This is a genomic window from Rugamonas violacea (assembly GCF_016461825.1).
Classification (GTDB): Bacteria; Pseudomonadota; Gammaproteobacteria; order Burkholderiales; family Burkholderiaceae_D; genus Rugamonas.
In genome coordinates, this window is sequence record NZ_JAEMNU010000094.1 from 102,668 (window position 1) to 122,588 (window position 19,921).

The 19,921-nt window shown below is 64.1% G+C and carries 22 protein-coding genes; 12 read left to right on the forward strand and 10 right to left on the reverse strand.

The features are described from left to right. Positions 1-31: 31 nt before the first annotated feature. Complete coding sequence (gene rpoH, locus H7U20_RS18300) at positions 32-925, forward strand: RNA polymerase sigma factor RpoH (protein WP_199760602.1); 894 nt, start codon at positions 32-34, stop codon at positions 923-925. A gap of 149 nt (positions 926-1,074) precedes the next feature. After that, the gene (locus tag H7U20_RS18305; protein WP_199760579.1) at positions 1,075-1,764 is read left to right on the forward strand and encodes a DUF6901 family protein; all 690 of its coding nucleotides are present in this window, start codon (positions 1,075-1,077) and stop codon (positions 1,762-1,764) included. A gap of 44 nt (positions 1,765-1,808) precedes the next feature. Here H7U20_RS18305 and H7U20_RS18310 read toward each other — a convergent pair whose 3' ends face one another. Next, complete coding sequence (locus H7U20_RS18310) at positions 1,809-2,075, reverse strand: hypothetical protein (protein WP_093388216.1); 267 nt, start codon at positions 2,073-2,075, stop codon at positions 1,809-1,811. 140 nt (positions 2,076-2,215) lie between these two features. Between H7U20_RS18310 and H7U20_RS18315 the strand changes: the two genes are divergently transcribed. Further along, positions 2,216-2,680, forward strand: a complete 465-nt coding sequence (locus tag H7U20_RS18315; protein WP_199760580.1) for a hypothetical protein — start codon at positions 2,216-2,218, stop codon at positions 2,678-2,680. A 114-nt stretch (positions 2,681-2,794) separates the two neighbouring features. On the opposite strand, the gene H7U20_RS18320 is transcribed toward H7U20_RS18315, so the two are convergent. Both H7U20_RS18320 and H7U20_RS18325 read right to left on the reverse strand, forming a co-directional pair. Then, positions 2,795-3,139: an antibiotic biosynthesis monooxygenase family protein gene (locus H7U20_RS18320; RefSeq protein WP_199760581.1), complete on the reverse strand. Its 345-nt coding sequence runs from the start codon at positions 3,137-3,139 to the stop codon at positions 2,795-2,797. Further along, the gene (locus tag H7U20_RS18325; RefSeq protein WP_199760582.1) at positions 3,136-4,458 is read right to left on the reverse strand and encodes a cytochrome P450; all 1,323 of its coding nucleotides are present in this window, start codon (positions 4,456-4,458) and stop codon (positions 3,136-3,138) included. The genes H7U20_RS18320 and H7U20_RS18325 overlap by 4 nt, the downstream gene beginning before the upstream one ends. 76 nt (positions 4,459-4,534) lie before the next feature. On the opposite strand from H7U20_RS18325, the gene H7U20_RS18330 reads away from it, so the two are divergent. From H7U20_RS18330 to H7U20_RS31100, 4 genes are all read left to right on the forward strand, one after another. Beyond that, positions 4,535-5,224, forward strand: coding sequence for an ArsR/SmtB family transcription factor (locus H7U20_RS18330; protein ID WP_199760603.1), 690 nt, complete (start codon positions 4,535-4,537; stop codon positions 5,222-5,224). 116 nt (positions 5,225-5,340) lie between these two features. Further along, positions 5,341-6,018 carry a signal peptidase I gene (gene lepB / locus H7U20_RS18335; RefSeq protein WP_199760583.1) on the forward strand — a complete coding sequence of 226 codons (678 nt, stop codon included), beginning with the start codon at positions 5,341-5,343 and terminating at the stop codon, positions 6,016-6,018. Positions 6,019-6,159: 141 nt separating this feature from the next. Next, the gene (locus H7U20_RS18340) at positions 6,160-6,897 is read left to right on the forward strand and encodes an ABC transporter ATP-binding protein (RefSeq protein ID WP_199760584.1); all 738 of its coding nucleotides are present in this window, start codon (positions 6,160-6,162) and stop codon (positions 6,895-6,897) included. Between the two features lie 1,039 nt (positions 6,898-7,936). Further along, on the forward strand, positions 7,937-9,343 hold the full coding sequence (locus H7U20_RS31100; RefSeq protein ID WP_458351869.1) for a CPBP family glutamic-type intramembrane protease: 1,407 nt from the start codon (positions 7,937-7,939) through the stop codon (positions 9,341-9,343). A gap of 42 nt (positions 9,344-9,385) precedes the next feature. On the opposite strand, the gene H7U20_RS18350 is transcribed toward H7U20_RS31100, so the two are convergent. After that, on the reverse strand, positions 9,386-10,216 hold the full coding sequence (locus H7U20_RS18350) for an HDOD domain-containing protein (protein ID WP_199760585.1): 831 nt from the start codon (positions 10,214-10,216) through the stop codon (positions 9,386-9,388). A gap of 143 nt (positions 10,217-10,359) precedes the next feature. Here H7U20_RS18350 and H7U20_RS18355 point away from each other — a divergent pair, with 143 nt between their 5' ends. Beyond that, on the forward strand, positions 10,360-11,574 hold the full coding sequence (locus tag H7U20_RS18355) for an MFS transporter (protein WP_199760586.1): 1,215 nt from the start codon (positions 10,360-10,362) through the stop codon (positions 11,572-11,574). Positions 11,575-11,682: 108 nt separating this feature from the next. Here the strand turns inward: H7U20_RS18355 and H7U20_RS18360 are convergent, their stop codons facing one another. The 4 genes from H7U20_RS18360 to H7U20_RS18375 form a co-directional block, all read right to left on the reverse strand. After that, a complete protein-coding gene (locus H7U20_RS18360; protein ID WP_199760587.1) occupies positions 11,683-12,264 on the reverse strand; it encodes a TerD family protein in 582 nt (193 codons plus the stop codon). Positions 12,265-12,386: 122 nt separating this feature from the next. After that, entirely contained in the window at positions 12,387-13,085 is a 699-nt protein-coding gene (locus H7U20_RS18365) for a TIGR00266 family protein (protein WP_199760588.1), read from the reverse strand. A 91-nt stretch (positions 13,086-13,176) separates the two neighbouring features. Next, positions 13,177-13,752, reverse strand: a complete 576-nt coding sequence (locus H7U20_RS18370; protein WP_199760589.1) for a TerD family protein — start codon at positions 13,750-13,752, stop codon at positions 13,177-13,179. A 162-nt stretch (positions 13,753-13,914) separates the two neighbouring features. Beyond that, a complete protein-coding gene (locus H7U20_RS18375) occupies positions 13,915-14,964 on the reverse strand; it encodes a DUF475 domain-containing protein (RefSeq protein WP_199760590.1) in 1,050 nt (349 codons plus the stop codon). Positions 14,965-15,067: 103 nt separating this feature from the next. Here H7U20_RS18375 and nhaR point away from each other — a divergent pair, with 103 nt between their 5' ends. The 4 genes from nhaR to H7U20_RS18395 all read left to right on the forward strand — a co-directional run bounded on the left by nhaR (position 15,068) and on the right by H7U20_RS18395 (position 17,430). Then, positions 15,068-15,979 (forward strand): transcriptional activator NhaR, encoded by a 912-nt coding sequence (nhaR, locus tag H7U20_RS18380; RefSeq protein WP_199760591.1) that lies wholly within the window; start codon positions 15,068-15,070, stop codon positions 15,977-15,979. A 113-nt stretch (positions 15,980-16,092) separates the two neighbouring features. Next, complete coding sequence (locus H7U20_RS18385; RefSeq protein ID WP_199760592.1) at positions 16,093-16,584, forward strand: Hcp family type VI secretion system effector; 492 nt, start codon at positions 16,093-16,095, stop codon at positions 16,582-16,584. Continuing rightward, entirely contained in the window at positions 16,581-17,063 is a 483-nt protein-coding gene (locus H7U20_RS18390) for a penicillin-insensitive murein endopeptidase (RefSeq protein WP_199760593.1), read from the forward strand. The genes H7U20_RS18385 and H7U20_RS18390 overlap by 4 nt, the downstream gene beginning before the upstream one ends. Before the next feature lies 1 nt (position 17,064). Next, positions 17,065-17,430 (forward strand): hypothetical protein, encoded by a 366-nt coding sequence (locus H7U20_RS18395; RefSeq protein ID WP_233410872.1) that lies wholly within the window; start codon positions 17,065-17,067, stop codon positions 17,428-17,430. A 237-nt stretch (positions 17,431-17,667) separates the two neighbouring features. On the opposite strand, the gene H7U20_RS18400 is transcribed toward H7U20_RS18395, so the two are convergent. Continuing rightward, the gene (locus H7U20_RS18400; protein ID WP_199760594.1) at positions 17,668-18,366 is read right to left on the reverse strand and encodes a hypothetical protein; all 699 of its coding nucleotides are present in this window, start codon (positions 18,364-18,366) and stop codon (positions 17,668-17,670) included. 5 nt (positions 18,367-18,371) lie between these two features. Next, positions 18,372-19,412 carry a ParA family protein gene (locus tag H7U20_RS18405; protein ID WP_233410873.1) on the reverse strand — a complete coding sequence of 347 codons (1,041 nt, stop codon included), beginning with the start codon at positions 19,410-19,412 and terminating at the stop codon, positions 18,372-18,374. Positions 19,413-19,921 lie beyond the last annotated feature (509 nt).

A 19,921-nucleotide genomic window follows, 5' to 3' on the forward strand; every position in this document is an offset into this window, starting at 1 on the left:
ACACATTATCGAGCGAGGAAAGAATATGACTATGCTGTCCGCACCGACCGCCTTGGTTCCCACCACCAACCGCGCCCTCGGGCTCGGCTTCACCGGCAACCTGGGCAACCTGGACGCCTATATCTCGGCCGTCAACCGCCTGCCGATGCTCTCGCACGACGAAGAAATCTCCCTGGCCCGCCGCCTGCAGGAAAAGAACGACCTGGCCGCCGCGCAAGAACTGGTGTTGTCGCACCTGCGCCTGGTGGTGTCGATCGCCCGCGGCTACCTGGGTTACGGCCTGCCGCACGCCGACCTTATCCAGGAAGGCAACATCGGCCTGATGAAGGCGGTCAAGCGCTTCGACCCGGACCAGGGCGTGCGCCTGGTGTCCTACGCGATGCACTGGATCAAGGCCGAGATGCATGAATACATCCTGAAGAACTGGCGTCTGGTCAAGGTGGCCACCACCAAGGCCCAGCGCAAGCTGTTCTTCAACCTGCGCAGCCACAAGACCGGCCTGGACGCGATGACGCCGCCGCAAATCGATGCGCTGGCCAAACTGCTCGACGTCAAGCGCGAGGAAGTGATCGAGATGGAAACCCGCCTCAGCGGCCGCGACATCGCCCTCGAATCGTCGACCGACGACGACGACGACAAGTTCGCCCCGATCGCCTACCTGTCGTCGGACCAGAACGAGCCGACCAAGGTGCTGGAGGCCGAGCAAGTCACCCGCCTGCAGTCCGAGGGCCTGGAAACGGCGCTGGGCAAGCTCGACGCCCGCTCGCGCCGCATCGTCGAGTCCCGCTGGCTGGCCAACGACGACGGCTCCGGCGCCACGCTGCACACGCTGGCCGAAGAGTTCGGCGTCTCGGCCGAGCGCATCCGCCAGATCGAATCGGCCGCGCTGAAAAAAATGAAGGGCGCGTTGGCCGCCTTCGTCTAAGCCCGCGCCGTTGCAAAAAATGCCGCCCCGCTCGCGCCGGGCGGCATTTTTCATGGCCGCGCATCCGCCGCGGCCGGGCGCTTGTTGCCGCTTGTTATTTTCGCCCGGAGGCGTACCATCGGACAGAACCGTCCCACCGGATACGCGCCATGCAGAATGTGCTCTACCACTTCCGTTTCGCCGACGGCCGCAGCGCCGCGCTCGGCAACGCCAAGCGCCCGGCGGCCGACGCCGCCACGCTGCCGGACTGGACCCGGCTCGACTTCCACCAATGCCCGAACTGTCCACTGACGCCGCACAGCACGCCGCACTGTCCGATGGCGGCCGACCTGGTCGAGCTGGTGCAGACCGCCGGCGCGCTGTCCTCCTACGAGGAGGTCGAGGTACGCGTCGAAACGGCCGAGCGCAACGTCGACAAGCGCACCACGGTGCAGCGCGCGGCCGGTGCCCTGATGGGCTTGCTGGCGGCCGGCAGCGACTGTCCGCATGTCGCCTTCCTCAAGCCGATGGCGCACTTCCACCTGCCCTTCGCGACGGCGGAGGAAAATCTATATCGGGTGGTGTCGAGCTATTTGCTGGCGCAATACCTGCGGCAGCAGGCCGGGCTGGAAGCGGACTGGGCGCTGGCGGGACTCAAGCGCAGCAGCGAGGCGATGCAGGTGGTCAATGCGGCGATGGCGGAACGGCTGCGCGCGGCGGCGCGCAAGGATGGCGCGATCAACGCGCTGGTGCTGCTCGACCTGCTGGCCAAGGCGCTGCCGTATTCGATCGACGAGCAGATGGCGGAGATCAAGATATTGTTTGCCGCCCAGTTGGACGGCGCGGCGGCGGCGCCGTAGCGCCGCGTCCGCTCAAGCCGGCGGCGCAGGCCGCCGGTCGGCCATCAGGCGGCGGCCAGGCCCTTGGCCAGCAGCTCGCCGACCAGTTGGTTCAGCTCGGTGTCGCTGTCCTTGGCGCGCGCGTGCAACTGCGCCACCAGGGCGTCGTTGAGTTTGACGGCGAACGGCACCAGCCCCAGCGCCTGGTCGCGTTTGCGCTGTTCGCGCTTGTCGACCACCTCGGCCACCTTGCCGAAACCGGTCGCTCCCGGGGCAGCCATCTTGCCCATCAGTTTTTTGGCGTCACTCTTCGCCATGCCGGTTTTTTTCATTGTCGTTGTCCTGGTTAATTCAAAGCAGACATTCTACGCAAGTTCGGCCGTCCCATCGGGATTGTTTGTGCGCCGCGGGAGTTATAAATTTGCTATGCTGGGCCGGTCGTCCAACCACTCCCCCGCCTGAAAGGAAGCGCATGCACAGCAGCATCCTGCGTCAGTTGATCGCCCTGCCCGCCCTGCTGGCCGGCCTGGCCGGGCTATACGCCTGCGGCAGCGCCGCCAGCCAGAGCGAGGCGCCGGCGGCCGCCCGGCCGGCCGCCCCCGCCAGCGCCGTCTACGTGCTGGCCACCGGCCAGAGCGTCGGCGTGGCGCCCGGCACCACGCTGCGGCTGGACCGCGTCAACGACAGCCGCTGCCGCCAGGGCGCCGCCTGCGTCTGGGCCGGCTACATCAGCTACAGCCTGACCTTGAGCGGCGCCGCCGGCGACAGCAGCTTCGTGCTGGCCGAGGACATGCCCGGCGGCGTCAAGACGCAGAGCCAGAACGGCGTCAATGTCACCTTGAAGGGCGTCGAGCCGGCCGCGCCGGCGGCCCTGCGCGCGCCGCCGCCGGACTACCGGGTCAGCCTGCAGGTCGATCTGGCGGCACCGGCCCACTAGGCGCCGAGCAACGCCGAATAACGTCGATTCACGCCGATTCGCGCCGATTCGCGCCGACTAATGCCGATTCGCGCCGATTAACGCCGGCAAGCGCCGATCAGCGCCGCGCCGACATCAAGCGTGGCGCGCGCGGCTGTCCTGCGGCGCCTGGGCGCGCTCATGCAGGCCGTAGTCGCGCGCCACCTCGGCCACGCGCAGCCGATAGTCGCGAAACACCACCGCGCGGCCCTGCTCCTGCGCCGCGCGGTGCGCCTCCAACTGGCGCCACTGCGCCACCGCCGCCTCGTCGCGGAAGAAGGACAGCGACAGCAGCTTGTCCGGCTCGCTCAGACTCTGGAAGCGCTCGATCGAGATGAAGCCGTCGACCTGCGCCAGCAAAGGCCGCAGCGCGGCCGCCAAATCCAGATACTGCTGCTTGCTGTCGGCCTGCGGCCAGACCTCAAAAATAATCGCGATCATGCTGACTCCTGGGTGAAGAAAAGTGGGATGCGGCCGTTGTGCGACGGCCGGTAGCGCCACGCCAGCCGCGCCGGCAACGGCAGCTCGGCCGCCGCTTGCAGCGCGCCGGTGGCGATGGCGCAGGCCAGCGCGTGGCCGGGACAGGCGTGCGCGCCGTGGCCGAAGCCGAAGGTCGCGCCGTCGCCGGCCGGATCGTGGTTGGCGGCGGCCAGCAGCACCAGCACGGTCTGGCCGGCCAGCAGCGGCGTGCCGGCCACCACGCAGTCGCGCGCCACGAAGCGCCGCGTGTTCTGCACAGGCGGGTCGGCGCGGCTGACCGCCGCCACCAGCGCCGCCGCCGCCCGCCGGGCGTCCTGCCGTGCCGGCGCGCCGAAGCCGAGCGGCTCGCCACAAGCCGGGCCGGCACCGTCCGCGCCAGTCGCGTCGACGTCGCCGGCCGTAGTGCCAGCTATGCTCGCGCCGGCCGCATCGGCTTGGCGCTGGCGCGCGATCAGACCATTGCCGATCAAGCCGGCGGTGGCCTCGTAGGTTTGCGACAGCAGCCCGACCAGATTGGCCAGCAGGCTATCGGCCCGCTCCCAGCCGACCGCCTCGGCTTCGGCCAGCACGCCTGCCAGCAGCGTCTCCGGCCGGGCCGATGCCTGCCGCAGCAAGCCCCGGAAGCTGGCCAACAGCGCGGCGGCCGCCTGGTTGGCGCGCGCCAGTTGCCCGGCGTCGCTGAGCGGCGACAGGCAGGCGACGAACTCGCCCATCCAGGCCGCCAGCGCGGGCAGTTCGTCGTCGGCAAAGCCGATCAGACTGGCCACCACCGACACCGGCAGCGCCGCGATCCAATTGGCCAGATCGTCGCCGCCAGCGTCGCTACCGCCGCTGACCCGGCCTTGACCTTGGCCTTGGCCTTGGCCTTGGCGGTGATTGTGGCCTTGATCGCGATCGTCGCCGTGGCGGCACACACCGTCGCGCCACAAGGCCAAGCCCAGCGCGTGCGCGCGCCGCCGCGCCTCCTGCGTGTCCACGCCGGTCAGCGCGCGTTGCAGCGCCAGCTTCGGCTGCGTGTGGCGCGCGCCCTCGTTCATGCGCACCAGTTCGGCGAAGACGCGGCCGGCCGGGGCCCCGGCGATGGCCGCCGGCACCGGCTCGCCGCTCGGCCGCACCAGACAATCGGCGTGGCCCAGCACGGCGCGCACGCTGGCCGCGCTGGCCGCCAGCCACAGGCCCAGACGCGGCTCGAACAGCAAACCGGGACGGGCCGCCAGCGCGGCGTAGTAGGGATACGGGTCGGCGTGGACGACGGCGGCGATGGGATCGGTCGGCTGCATGGGATTTCCGTTGCGGGTGAAGTGAAGTGGCAGTATGCTGCGCTCTCTCCCCCCACACTTCGCCCGCCACCACATCATGGATGCAGACCACGCCGACAACCACCTGGCCCGCATCGCCGGCGCCATCGCCGAGCCGGCGCGGGCACGCATGCTGTGCTGCCTGCTCGACGGCCACGCCCGCACCAGCACCGAGCTGTCGGTGGTCGGCGAGGTCAGCCCGTCGACCGCCAGCGCCCACCTGGCGCGCTTGCGCGACGAGCGGCTCATCGAGGTGGTCGCCCGGGGCAAGCACCGCTACTACACGCTGGCCAGCGCCGACGTCGGCGCCGCCCTCGAAGCGCTGCTGGTGGTGGCTGGCCTGCCGCGTCCCGCCTTTCAACCCAACACGCCGGACCGGCTGCGCCATGCCCGCACCTGCTACGACCACATGGCCGGCACGGTGGCGGTGGCGCTGCACGACCAGATCGCCACGCAGGGCTGGCTGGCCGGCGGCGGCGCCGACTACGCATTGAGCCCGGCCGGCGAGGCCGGCTTCGCCCGCGCCGGCGTCGACCTGGCGGCGCTGCGCAAGCTGCGCCGCCGCTTCGCCTGCCCCTGCCTGGACTGGAGCGAGCGCAGGCCGCACATCGGCGGCGCGCTTGGCGCGGCCCTGCTGCAACTGGCGCTGCGCCGTGGCTGGGTCGAGCGCGAGCTCGACAGCCGCGCCCTGACGGTGGCCGCCAAGGGCCAACGCCAGCTGCTGGCCGCCTTCGCGCCGACCGACTGAGCCGGCCGGCGCGGCGGCAAAACAAGCCCGCGCGTCAACCATAGCAAGGGCTAAGTCACACTTAAGTATCCGATAAGATGATGGCGGCGCTGCACCACACCACCAAGGAGAATGAGATGACAAACTGGGCGCGCGCCAACAAGGGCTTTCTGCTGTTCCTGATGCTGTTCGGGATTTTCCGCACCGCCGTGGCGGACTGGAATCCGATCCCCTCGGCCTCGATGCACCCCAACCTGCTCGAAGGCGACGTGGTCTTCGTCAACCGCCTGGCCTACAACGTCAAGGTGCCGCTGACCGATATCGTGTTGAGCAAAACCGGCGAGCCCCAGCGCGGCGACATCGTCACCTTCTCCTCGCCGATGGGCGGCACCCGCCTGATCAAGCGCATCGTCGCCCTGCCCGGCGACCGCGTCGAGATGCGCGACGAGCATTTGATCATCAACGGCCAAGCGGCCGACTACGCCATGCTCGGCAGCGGCAGCGAGACCATCGCCAGCGCCGGCAAGCTGGCCACCGTGCAGCTGCGCGAGAGCATCGGCGCCGGCCAGCACCGCATCCAACTGCTGCCCGAAGTGCGCGCCAAGCGCGACTTCGCCGCGCTGACCGTGCCGCCCGAGCAGTTCATGATGTTGGGCGACAATCGCGACAACAGCCAGGACTCGCGCTACATCGGCCTGGTGCCGCGCGCCCTGCTGATCGGCCGCGCCGAGCGCATCCTGGCTTCGGCCGACATCGAGGGCAACTGGCTGCCGCGCACCGAGCGCTTCGGCATGAGCCTGTACGGCCAGCACTAGAAGTAAAGCCCGGAATCGAGCGCAAAGTAGAGCAATGGCACTCGTTTTAGCTTCACGGCAATGTTAAGATAAACCAAATTATTTATCACATTGTCCGGCGCCCCGCCAGCGCGGGCGCGCCGGCCTCGACGAGGGGTGCGCATGATCGAGTTTCAAGGCTTGTCCAAGACCTACGGCGCCTTCGCCGCCGTCAAACCGCTGTCGCTGCAGGTCAGGCGCGGCGAGGTGTTCGGCTTCCTCGGCCCCAACGGCGCCGGCAAGACCACCACCATCCGCATGATGATGGGCATCCTGGTGCCCAGCGCCGGCCGGGTGCGCATCGCCGGCCTCGACTGCCACGCCGACGCCGCCGCCGTCAAAAGCCAGGTCGGCTACCTGCCCGACACGCCGATCTTCTACGACTATCTGCGCGGCCGCGAGATCCTCCAGTTCGTCGGCGAGATGCACGGCTTCGCGCGCGCCGAGGCGGCCGAGCGCGGCGCCCGCCTGCTGGGCGAATTCGGCCTCGACGAGGCCGGCGAGGAATTCGCCGTCAACTACTCGATGGGCATGAAGAAGAAGCTCGGCCTGGCCTGCGCCCTGATCCACCAGCCGGCCGTGCTGATCCTCGACGAGCCGATCAACGGCCTCGACCCGCGCGCCGCGCGCGACGTGCAGGAGCGCCTGCTCGCCTGCGCCGCCGCCGGCACCACCATCTTCGTCTCCACCCACCTGCTCGACATGGCCGAAAAACTGTGCGACCGGGTCGGCATCATCCACCACGGCGGCTTGATCGCCACCGGCACGCTCGACGAGATCCGTGGCGACGCCTCGGCCGCCGCCTCGCTGGAGGAAGTCTTCCTCAAGATCACCGAGGAGAACAGCGAGCCGGCGCCATGACGACGCCGCCGTCGAACGGCCGCGCCATGTGGCTGCTGGCGCGGCTGCGACTGCGCCGCCTGCTCAACCAGGCCTTCAGCGCATTCGCCGGCAAGGCCAAGGCCCCGGCCACACGCCGGGCCACGCCGGCCAAGCGCGGCAGCCAGTGGCTGCTGACCGCGATCGTCGGCCTGGTGATGTCCTTCGCCTTCCTGCAGATGGCGCGCACCACCGTCGTCACGCTGCAATGCAAACTCGAACCGGCCAGCGCCTGCCTGCAGCACGACGCCGGCGGCCGCCGCGACTTCGACCTGGCGGCCGCCGCGCGCGAGGTGGCGCAGGCGCCGCTCAGCCCGGCCATGACGCGGGCGCTGACGATGAATCTGAGTCTGCTGTTCATGGTCAGCATCCTGCTGCCGCTGGGCAGCCGCGAACTGGCCCAGCCGGACTGGGACCTGGAGTGGCTGGTCACGCTGCCGCTGCGCCGTGGCCCGCTGTTGTGGGGCCGCGTGCTGGAACGCACGCTGACCAATCCGACCGGCCTGCTGGCGTTGTGGCCGGCGCTCGGCGTGCTGGCCTGGTTCGCCGGCTACCGCTGGAGCGCGCCCGTACTCAGCCTGGCGGCCACCACGCTGCTGCTGGCCCTGGCGGCGCTGCTGCGCACCATCGCCGACACCGGCCTGCGCATGGCGCTGCCGGCCGCCCAGCTGCGCAATCTACAGGCGCTGTGCGGCTTGGCCGGCCTGCCCTTCATGTATCTGGCGCTGTCGTTCAGCATGCCGCAGGCCAGCAGCTTCACGCTGGACTGGGCGCGCGCCTTTCCCGCCTGGCCGGCCTGGACGCCGCCCGGCCTGGCGCTGCGCGCGCTGGCCGCGCCGACGCCGGCCTTGGCGGCGCTGGGCTGGGCGCTGCTGCTGGCGGCCACCGGCCTGCTGCTGTGGGCCGGTGTGGCGCTGCTGCGCTGGCAACTGCGCGACGGCGTGGTGGCGGCCGGCTCGCGCCAGCGGGCGCGCCCGCGCGCGGCTGTCGGCGCGGCTGTCGGCGCGCACGCNNNNGGGCTGTGGGCGCGGCTGTCGGCGCGCACGCCGCCGCGCCGGCCGCCGCGGCCAAGGGCGGCCTGCGCGCCGCCCTGCAAGGCTTGCTCTCCTCGCCGATCAAGCGGCGCGAGCTGCGCCTGCTCAGCCGCGACACCGCCTTCCTGACGCAAAGCCTGCTGCTGCCGGTGGTGATCGTCGGCAGCCAGCTGGTCTTCAACGGCCGGCTCGACAGCATCGCCGAACTCGGCAACCACCACACGCTGCTGGCCGCCATGGCCTTCGGCATCGGCGCCTACGTGCTGATGCTGTCGGCCTTCCAGACGCTGAACAACGAGGGCCAGGTGCTGTGGCTGCTGTACACCTTCCCGCGCCAGATCGACAGCGTGCTGATGGAAAAAGCCCAGCTGTGGGCCATGCTGGCGCTGCTGTATCCGCTGACGCTGTTCGGCGTCGGCGCCTGGCTGTCGCCGACGCTGGACTGGCAGTTGCTGGTGCTGCTGGCCATCGTCGCCGCCGGCCTGCCGATCTACTCGCTGATCGCCGTCGCCCTCGGCGTCTTCGCCTGCGACCCGCAGGCGACCGACGTGCGCAACCGCGTGCGCCCCACCTACCTCTACCTGTACATGCTGCTGACCAGTTTCTACGTCTACGCCATCTACACCGAGCTGTGGGCGCAGAAGCTGGTGGTCATCGTGCTGACCGGCGCGCTGGCGCTGGCGCTGTGGCAGAAGGCGCGCGACGAGCTGCCCTATCTGCTCGATCCGACGGCCGCGCCGCCGGCCCGCGTCTCGGCCGCCGACGGCCTGATCGCCGCCACGCTGTTCTTCGTGTTGCAAGGCCTGGCCTGCTACATCCTGGCCGACGACATCAGCCGGATCGACCTGGCGACGCTGGTGCAGGCCTTCGCCATCGCCGGCGCGGCGGTGTATCTGCTGACGCGGCTGGTCTACTGGCGCAGCAAGACCGGCGGCCAGCCGCTGCTGCTGCGCGGCGCGCGGCCGGCGGCAGTGCTGGCCTGGGGTGTCGGACTGGGTCTGCTGGCCGCCGTCGCGGGGCTGGGTTATTTGTACTGGTTGCTGAACGGCGCGCTGGCGCCGCAGATGACGCAACAACTGGCGCAGCAGATGGCGCAAACCACACAGCAGCGCGGCTGGCTGCTGCTGGGCGTGCTGGCCGCGCCGCTGTGCGAGGAGTTCATCTTCCGTGGCCTGATCTTCGGCGGCCTGCGCCGCTCGATGGCGCCGCTGCCGGCGGCCGTCGCCAGCGCGGCGATTTTCGCCATCGTCCACCCGCCGCTATCGATGCTGCCGGTGTTCGTGCTCGGCCTGTGCACCGCGCTGGCCTACCACCGCAGCAAGGTGCTGCTGGCGCCGATGCTGGTGCACGCGCTGTACAACGCGCTGGTGCTGGGCTACCAGTTCTGGCGCTGACGCCGGGCCGCCCTCAATGCGCCCGGCGCGCCGGGCCGGCGCTCAGGCCAGCAGGGCCGCGCTCATCGAATGGGCCTCTTCGGCCGATTCGAGCAGCACGCGGTCGAGCACCTCGTTGTCGTTGACGAAGCGCTCCAGCGCCGCGTTGCGGCGCGCCTCGTCGGGCGGCACGTACATCGGCGACGGCACCGGCGCCAGACGCTTGGCGATCAGCAGGGTGTCGCGCAGGCCGGCCGGCGGCGGCGTCAACACGGCGCCGGGCAAGGTGACGATGGCCTGGCTGACCGCTTCGGGAATCGCCATCTTGCGCATCATTTCGCGGCTGATGATTTCTTGCGCCGCGCCGAGCCACTCTTCCGGATGGTCGAGCACGCCCGGCACGTCGTCGGCGCGCGACAGCAGGTAGAAGCCGCCCGCCTCGTGGACGATGCCGGCGAACAGCGCGGTGTCGGCGTCGACGCCGGTGATCTTGCGCGCCACCACATGGGCCAGCGCCGCCACGTGGGCGGTGTGCTGCCACAGCTGCTCGGCCTTGTGGCGCAGCGCCGCGTCGCGGATGCGGTTGCCGAACTGCCGCACCACCATCGCGGCGGCCATGGTGTACAGGTTGCGGTAACCGACCCGCATGACGGCGCCGCGCACGCTGGTGACGGTCTCGCCGCGGCGCTTGAACACCGCCGCGTTGGACAGCGCCACCGTGCGCGCCGCCAGCAGCGGCTCGCCCAGCACCTTGCGTATCACGTCCTCGCTGTGACAATCGGGATCGCTCAGCGCCAACTGCAGACGCAACGCCGCGTTGACGCTGGTGGGAAAGACCAGCTCGCCACGGGTGGCCTGCGAGACGATGAGCGAGAGATCCTTTAGTTTTTCCATTGCAACATTATACCGTTGCGGGCCAGGCCCTGTGCGGGCCGGCCGAAAAAGCGCCGCAGCGGCGGCAAGCGCCAGCGCCGCGGCGGCCAGACTGGTGTACGATCTGGCCGGTCGAAACCAACTCGCCATCTGCTAGCCACGCCATGCACCAGCCCCGCAAAACCATCGCCATCCTGGCCGTCACGCAAATCCTCTCCTGGGGCTCGCTGTACTACGCCATCGCCGTGCTGGCGCCGCACATCCGCCTGGAGACCGGCTGGCGCGCCGAGGCGGTGCTGGGCGCGTTCTCCCTCAGCCTGCTGGTGTCCGGCCTGGTCGCCACGCCGGTCGGCGTGCTGCTCGACCGCCACGGCGGCCGCCTGGTGATGGGCGCCGGCTCGCTGGTGTCCGGCGTCGGCATGCTGCTGCTCAGCCGCAGCCACAGTCTGCCGCTCTACTTCGCCGCCTGGGCCGTGCTCGGACTGGCCATGGCGTTGACCATGTACGAGGCGGCCTTCGCCACCATCAACCGCGAGTTCGGCCCGCAGGGACGCCAGGCGATCTCCACGCTGACCCTGTTTGGCGGCTTCGCCAGCACCGTGTTCTGGCCGCTGACCCAGCAACTCGACCTGCTGCTGGGCTGGCGCGACACCTACGCGCTGTACGGCGCGCTGCAGATCGCCGTGTGCCTGCCGCTGCACCTGCTGCTGGCCGGCCGCCACGCCGCCACGCCCGCCGCCGGCCATGCCACTGCGGCCACGGCGGCCGAACAGGCCGAGCGCAGCCACACGCTGCACGAGGCACTGCGCCACCCGGCCTTCTGGAAACTGGCGCTGGCCTTCGCCGCCAACAGCTTCATCTTCTCCGCCATGTCGGTGCAGCTGATCCCCCTGTTCGTCCAGTTCGGCCACACCGCCGCGCTGGCGGTGATGCTGGCCGCGCTGGTCGGACCGATGCAGGTGGCCGGCCGCATCGGCGAGATGACGCTGGGCCGCAACTCGCTGCCGCAAACCATCGGCAAGTTCACCTTCGGCGCCATGCCGGCGGCGCTGTTGGTGCTGCTGTTCTTCGGCAGCAGCCAGTGGGCGCTGGCCCTGTACTGCACCTTGTATGGACTGAGCAACGGCATCCTCACCATCGTCAAGGGCACGCTGCCGGCGGCGCTGTTCGGCCGCAGGAACTACGGTGCCATCGCCGGCGCGCTGGCCGGCCCGTCGCTGGTGGCGCGCGCCGCCGGACCGCTGGCGGTGGCCGCCATCGTCGCGCGCGCACCGGCGCCGGCCGTGCTGCTGACGGTGCTGCTGGGGTTCTCGTTGCTGTCGCTGGGCTGCTACCTGGCCGCGACGCGGCGGCGCATGGTGCTGGCCGCGGCCATCTGAAAAAATCGGCGCAGAAAAAGCGGCGGGGAAATGAAAACGGCGCCACCGGATAGGTGGCGCCGAAGTGACACGTCAAGGCACAGCCGGTACTGCGCCCGCCGCGTCGACTTACAGGTGCTGGGCGATCAGCGGCAGCAGATCGTCAAAGGTGCGGCCACTGGCGTTCTCGCCGATCGCGTGCATCTTCCACTCGCCGTTGTGGCGGTACACCTTGGCCATGATCTGCGCCGTGTGGCCGCCCTGTACCGACAGGTTGAAGCGCGCCACTTCCTGGCCGTTGGCGGCGTTCAGCAGGCGGCAGTAGGCGTTCTCCACCTGGGAGAAGTTCTGCCCGGTGAAGCTGTTGACGGTGAAGACCAGGCTGCGCGCGGCGGCCGGCACCGCGTTCAGATCGACGTTGATCTGTTCGTCGTCGCCGTCGCCGGCGCCGGTGCGGTTGTCGCCGGTGTGGACGATGCTGCCGTCACGGCTCTTCAACTGGCGGAACCAGATCACGTCGAGCGGACGGTTGGCTTCGTCGAACATCACGCACGAGGCGTCCAGGTCGACCGCCTCGGACTTCGAGCCGAAGCCGAGGAAGCCCTTGGTTTTGATGGCGTCCCAACCCAGGCCCATGGTGACCTTGCCGAGGGCGCCGCCGGCTTCCTTCTCCAGCGAGATTTTCTGACCTTTTTGCAGATTGACTGACATGTGAAACTCCTTGTGTATTCGGTGGGCGCGCCGACGAAGGCCGGCGCGCTTGCTGCGTATTGATTGCGCTGTTGGTTGCCACGGCGTTCGCGCCGCGCTTGTGCCGCGCTTGTGTTGGCGCCTTACGAAGCGCGGCGCTGGGTCCAGCTCAAAAAGGCGTCGCGGTTGCGCGAGCAGACCAGGATCTTGCCGCTGCCCGAGAAGCGCAACACCATGCCCTCGCCGCTGGTCTGGCTGTTGACCAGATTGCTCAGGAAGCCGCCGCCCGAGCCGCCGGTGGTGACCGAGATCTCGTAGTGCAGCGAACTGTCCCAACACACCACGTGCGAGTTGTCGATCACCACGTCCTTGCCCGGCGTGACCTCCAGCTGCGACATCGAACCGAAGCCCGACACCGCCACCTGGCCGCTGCCGGCCGTCTCGGTGATGAAGAAGCCGCCGCTCTGCGCGAACAGGGCGTTGCCCAGGCTCTGGGTGCGCACCTTCAGCTCGACGCCGGAGGTGGCGGCGACGAAGGCGCCGTCGCTCAGCATGTACTGCCGCGCGCCGACCTCGATCACCTGCACCGCGCCGGGCAGCGTGGGCGACAGCAGGCAATCGCCCTCGCCGCGCACCGCCTCGATATGCTGCTGGAAGAACGACTCGCCGTTGGCGAAGCGCCGCATCAACGCGCTGCCGATGCCGCCGGTGATCTTGCCCTTCAAGTCGAGGGTCGCCTCCATCATGACCATCGCGTCCGACTCGCAGTAGATCTTTTCACCTTGTTTCAGCGATACGTGCAGGAAGGGATCGACGTCCCCGGTGACGGAAAATGTAGGCATATGCTCTCCTTGCTGGTACCCGCCAACGGGCGGTGTGACTGTGGCGCCGGGGCAGGACCCGCCCTCCCCGGCCTATCCTGAAAAACCAAACTTACATGTTGACGCCGAACGAGCTGGCCAGCGGGCCGAGACCGCCCTTGAAGCCCTGGCCGACAGCCTTGAACTTCCAATCGCCGCCGTTGCGGTAGACTTCGCCGAACACCAGCGCCGATTCCACCGAGCCGTCTTCCGACAAATCGTAGCGGGCCAGTTCGACGTTGCCGTTGCTGTTCACGCAGCGTACGGAAGCCTTCTGCACCATGCCGAAGTTCTGTCGACGCGCTTCGCCGTCGTGGATGGTGACGCAGATGGCGATGCGATCGACGTCGGCCGGCACCGTGCTCAGGTCGATGGTGATGGTTTCATCGTCGCCGTCGCCGTCGCCGGTGCGGTTGTCGCCGGAGTGGCCGACCGCGCCCTCGACCGACTTCAGGTTGTTGTAGAAGATGAAGTCGGCGTCGCCGCGCACCTTGCCGTCGGCCTTCAGCAGGAATGCCGAACCGTCGATGTCGAAGGCGGCGCCGTCGGTGGCGCGCGCGTCCCAGCCCAGACCAACCGTCAGTTTCGACAGGCCGGGAGCTTCTTTGCTCAGATTGACGTTGCCGCCTTTTTGCAGACTGATTGCCATGATGTGTTACTCCTATGTGATTGAGATGAACACCAGGCGCGGCTTGTGGCCATTGCGCCTTGCTACCACCGCGACGGGCCGGTGTCCTTAGCCCGCCGCGTACTTCAATTCCTTGCTATTGCTATTGCTATTGCTTGCCGCTTGCCGCTTGCCGCTTGCCGCTCAAGCCGCCGCCGGTGCCAGCGCTTCCTGCTTGCGGCGGTGGCGCACCGACGACCACAGCGACGCTACGATGAAGGCCACACCGATCAGGCCGGTGAACAGTTCCGGCACGTGGAACTTCATACTGGCCAACATGATCAGCGCCAGAATACCGATGGCGTAGTGCGCGCCGTGCTCCAGGAAGACGAACTCGTCGAGCGTGCCCTTCTTCACCAGGAACACCGTCAGCGAACGCACGAACATCGCGCCGATGGCCAGGCCCAGCATGATGATGACGACATCCTTGGTGATCGCAAAGGCGCCGATCACACCGTCGAAGCTGAACGAAGCGTCCAACACTTCCAGGTAGAGGAAGCCGCCGACACCACCGCGCTTGACCAGATCGCCAACGTTGCCGCCGCTTTCTTCCTTCTCCAGCAGGCTGCTCACCACGTCGACGCCGACGTAGGTCAACACACCCCACAGGCCGGAGGTCAGCACCACCAGTTTTTGCGCATCTTCGATCATGGTCAGGGTCGCCAACAGCGTACCGATCGCCACCATCACCGAGATCGACGAAACCTTGCCCAGCGCGCCCAGCTTCTGTTCCAGATGGCCCAGCCAATGCAGTTCCTTCTCGTCGTCCAGCAGGAAGTTCAAGAACACCAGCAGCAGGAAGATGCCGCCGAATGCCGCCACTTCGGCGTGGTGGTTGGTCAAGTGCATGGAGTAGGCGTTGGGATCGTTCAGCGCCAAGTTCCACACCTCCACCAGTCCCAGGTCGGCGGCCTGCGCCACGATCACCAGCGGGAACAGCAGACGCATGCCGAACACCGCGACGATGATGCCGACGCCGAGGAACAGCCCCTGCCAGAACTTGTCCCAGTTCTTCAGCACGGAGGCGTTGACCACCGCGTTGTCGAACGACAGCGAGACTTCCATCACGCCCAGAATCGCCGCGATACCGACCGCCGACAAGGCGCCCGGCCAGCCGGTATGTTCGTAGCCCCACCAACCGGCACCTGCAAGACAGATGAAGGTGACGAGGAATGACACCCTGAAGTGTTTCATTGGTCTTTCCTTTTATGTTTGAAATCAATGTCAAGCAGTGTAGACAACAACCGGCTTTTAAAAAATAGAAGATAATTGAAGTATTACTTCGGAAAAGCAGAAGATGAAAACGACCGGATTGAACTATCGCCACCTGTATTTTTTCTGGATGGTGGCCAAGGAGGGCAGCGTCACGCGCGCCGCCGAGCGGCTCGGACTGGCGGTGCAGACGGTCAGCATGCAGCTCGCCCAGCTCGACCAGGACGTCGGCAAATCGCTGCTCGAACCGCAGGGCCGGCGCCTGGTGCCGACCGAAGCGGGCCGCGTCGCGCTCGGCTATTGCGACCAGATCTTCCTGCTCGGCGACCAGATGCAGGACGCCCTCGACGACACCGACAGCGGCAAGATGCGGCTCACCGTCGGCATCTCCGACTCGCTGCCCAAGCTGATCGCCTTCCGCCTGCTAGAGGCGACCCAGCGGCTGGGCCAGCGGGTCAAGCTGGTCTGCCTGGAGGACGAGTTCGAGTCGCTGCTGGCCGACCTGGCATTGAACAAGCTCGACGTGGTGCTGACCGACCGCGCCGTGCGCGGCGGCGGCGGCCTGCGCGTGTTCAGCCACTTGCTGGGCGAAAGCGACATGAAGCTGTTCGGCGTGCAAAAGCTGGCGCGCAAGTACCGGCGCGACTTCCCGGCCGGCCTGGACGGCGCGCCGCTGCTGCTACCGACCCGCAACAACGCGCTGCGCGGCCGCATCGACGCCTGGTTCATCCAGCACGGCGTGCGGCCCGACGTGGTCGGCGAGTTCGAGGACAACGCCATGCTCAACACCTTCGGCCGCAACGGCATGGGCCTGTTCTTCGCGCCGTCGGCGCTGCGCCGAGACATCGAGGAGCAGTTCGACGTCCAGCTGGTGGGCGACGCGCCCGAGCTGCGCGAGCACTTCTACGCCATCTCCAACGAGCGCAAGATCCGCCACCCGGCGGTCGAGGCGATCCTGTCGGCGGTCCACGGCGGCCCGTTCGCCATCGGCGACTAGGCGCGCAGGCGGCGTGGACTATTCATTGCGCATGGGTTGACGTGCCCCAAGTCCGCTTAGCGCGGTCAACAGACAATACCTCTGGAACTCCCACAACCAGTTTTGGAGGCATTATGGCAATCGACGTATATCTGCAAATCGATGGAATAAAGGGCGAATCGGCCGACTCCGATCACCTCGGCTGGATCGAAATCACCACTGCCCATTGGGGCGTCAGCCAGCCGAAAAGCGCAACCGCGACGACGGCCGGCGGCCACACCGCCGAGCGTTGCGAACACAGGAGTATTTCGATCACCAAGCTCGCCGATCTGTCCTCGCCGTTGTTGATGATGACCTGCTCCACCGGCCGGACAATTCCCAAAGCCAAGCTTGAATTCATGCGTGCCGATGGCCAAGGGCAACGGGTGAAGTATTACGAGCTTGAGTTGGAAAATGTCTTGATCGGAAATTGCGACCAGATTGTCCACGAGGGTAGCCTGCTTCATGACCAAATCGGACTGAAATTTTCTAAGGTCCAATGGAAATATACCCAGCAGAAAATCAGCGGCGGAGCCGGCGGCAACACGGCGGGCAGCTGGAACCTCTCGACCAATCGGGTGGCATGATGGAAACCCGCACGCTCCAGCTGCAGCCCAAGGACTCGCGCCGCTACTTTATGCTGCCGCAAGCCCCAGAGGACGCAGGCTACTACGTGTATGGCACGCCCGGCAACGGTGCCTTCCAGTACGCGCACCCGTTGATGATGACCGCGATCTTGCGCGTCGAGCGAGAATGGCAGGCCGTAGACAACCGGAAATTTGGCGTTGGGAACATCAGCCTGGCCGGAGGTATAGCAAACAAAGATCACGCAACGCACAGGAGTGGGCTCGAGGTCGACGTGCGCCCGTTACGCAAGGACGGCCTTGAGATTCCGGTGTATTGGAGCCAGAAGAAGGAGTACGACAAGGACGCGACAGCGAGGTTGATTGACATGTTTCGCACCTTCGCATCGGTCGAGCTAATCTATTTCAATGGGCCAGATATCCCTTTCGTCACGCCGTTGGCCGATCACGACAACCATTTTCATGTACTGCTGCGGAGTTGACATGAAATGGACCATGGGACTGCTTCTTGGTGCGAGTTTGCTGCTCTCCTTGGCACACGCGAAAGAATGGACGTGGGAGTACAAGCCACTCAAGGCCTCGTACTCAATTTATTCTGGCGAACTGGGGGAGCGGGAAGCACCTTCGGCTACCGACAGAAAGCTTGCTGTCGAAATCACCGGCACTGCCGCGAAGGAGATGTTCGACTCGATGGCCCCCGACTTTCATCCGAGTTGCAGCCAAGCCAAAGGCGACCGAGATCGGCGCAAGGGAAAAGTCTACTGCACGCTCCATTCAGGGGAGGGATACCGATGCTTCATCGGGATCAATCTTCGGACCGGAGAAAGCATCTCGGGAGCGACCTGTTGATGGACTAACGGACCAGAATGTGAAGGAGCTGAAAGAATTTTTATTGGTGGGCATCTCGTGAGTCGAACACGGCACCAACGGAGTATGAGACACATGCCCTACCTGTGGCGAGCTCACAGCCCACAACACCAAAAAACCATTCGCTCCTACCACTAAGAATAAGCCAAGCGCGCCGTCCGACATACTATTTTCAAAACACACAAAAAACAAATTCCCAGAAAATGTTTTTCACTAAACCTATATATTACCTGCCGAAGGAATAAAGACTTCAACGCGCCCCATATATGGTTCAAAGTCCCCCTCACCCATAGTGAGTATGAAATTTTGCAGCCACCTGTGCTTTGCTAGTTCATGTTCATTTCCCTCAAGCGAGGCCGCTTCACTTTCATAAATACCCTTTGCTAAATCATAACAGGCACTTGCACCCTCTCTAACTATATTAAGAAAGTATATTCCATTCTCTCTACATATCAATTTTTCATCACCTATCAGAACAATTTCAGATTCCAACTTCCCACCGGAACTCATCATTTCTATAATATTTTTATCAATAACTATTCGCGGATATACCGCCTGCTTTTGCTCAATTTCATAAGCAACTGGCAGGGCATGACTATACGTAAGCAGACCCGATTTAAAATGGGGCGCAAAAGCAATACCTCCACGAATGAACAAGCCGTTAGTCAAAAATGAACGATGAACCTGTGAAATAACTTTAAGAAATTCCGAGAATGGTGTAGATGGATGAGCACTTATGATAATTGTGTCACTGATAGCCTGATAACTAATCTCGGTCTCATTTACACCTGCCATAATAGCAAGCGATGCCTCCAACTTAACCTTAAAATCTTCCTTTCCGTTTTCCCGATCCTCTTTGATTTTATTTTTGTAACCAAGTACATCCAGCAGCGAAACAAAGGTATATGGTATCGCCATTTCCGTTATCCCATAGCAAAGATAATTTTACCAATTTCAACTTTATACTCTTCCATTCGCCTCTGCCAATCCCCCCACACCACCCCTCGATAATGATCACCATCTGATGACGCATGCACGGTATCGGCCTGGGAAATATCAAATATAGCTCTTCCCACAATCTGGGCAACCGGAGCCATAGGGCCAACGTCACGTATAGATGCTACAAATGGTTCCTCCTCCAACGCAGGCGTTAATGGGATTAAGCGATTCCCCGGACCTGCGAGCAAAAACTTCTTAATGCCATCTTTAATCAATTGCTCCCATCTCATATAGGAACTCTTCTTCTTTCCGGCCCTATGTATCTTATAGTTATTAAGAATTGCACCAAAGAAATACGTCTGTTTAAAAGGATTCTTAATACCATAGGGTTCAAAAGTTGATACTATGACATCATGGCGTGTAAGCCAATCATTCATAATTGCCCCCATACCTTGCACCGCCTGATACGAGAAACGATCTGGGGCAGTTGGAATAAAAACACCGTCACAAGACAAGATGGTCATCCGAGTAATAGAACCAGCACTTGGCCCGACGTCGCATAAAATATAATCAAATTTATGCAATTCGCCCAAATCCCTCAACATTCGGCTCATCACAGCATAGGTGTTTTTATCGTGCACAGACTCAGTTACTGCTTGTGCAATTGCAGAAGAGAAATATTGCTCTGCTCGAGAGAAATTAATATCTCCTCGCAATATATTGAGATTTTCATAAATTGGTGACACACCAAGGTCAATAGTTTTGACATCTATTCTTGCAGCATCCCCTTCAAACCTTGGTTTTAATGCTTCATAAATTGTTGTTCCTGGAAGAATCTCATCCGGATTATCAAAATTTTCCGAAGAACAATAAAATAACTCGGTGCAGTTGCACTGTGGATCGCAATCTACGAGCAAGACTTTCTTACCCATCTCTTTGGCGAGATAAATCGCCATATTAAAAAGTGTAGTAGTTTTCGCCACACCACCTTTATTATTATAGAGCGATATTATTTTCGTAATCATAAAATGCCATCAATTAGAAAAATTTATAAAACGATAGAATCGTGCGAGCATAAAAAGACCTATGGCCATGAACAACCCCCACTCTATCCAAGTAAATCTAACGTTAGAGTATAGCATCCCCCAAATAGATCCGACCAAAATTGAAATAGCCCCCATAAAAAGTATTCCCTTTGGCAGAGAAACACCACTACGATATAACGCAACCAAACATACAACAGAAACACTTCCTACAAATATAGTTAGACAAAATGTTGAACTAGTTATTACCTGAAAGAATGTTCCCTCAAGACGAGCAGTCTTCAAACTTAAAGTATTTAAGGCGATATTCAGTATTGGGATTACGAGAAACAGCAAATACGAAAACTTCATTCTTATCCTCATTTCACATACCAACCAAACATACATATAATTAAATCGTAACTATTCAGCCGCAGCGAGCGCATCAATAAAGGGTTGTAAACCAAGCGGCTTTCCAGCATCATTCCGCTATGCCACCGAAACCACCGCGC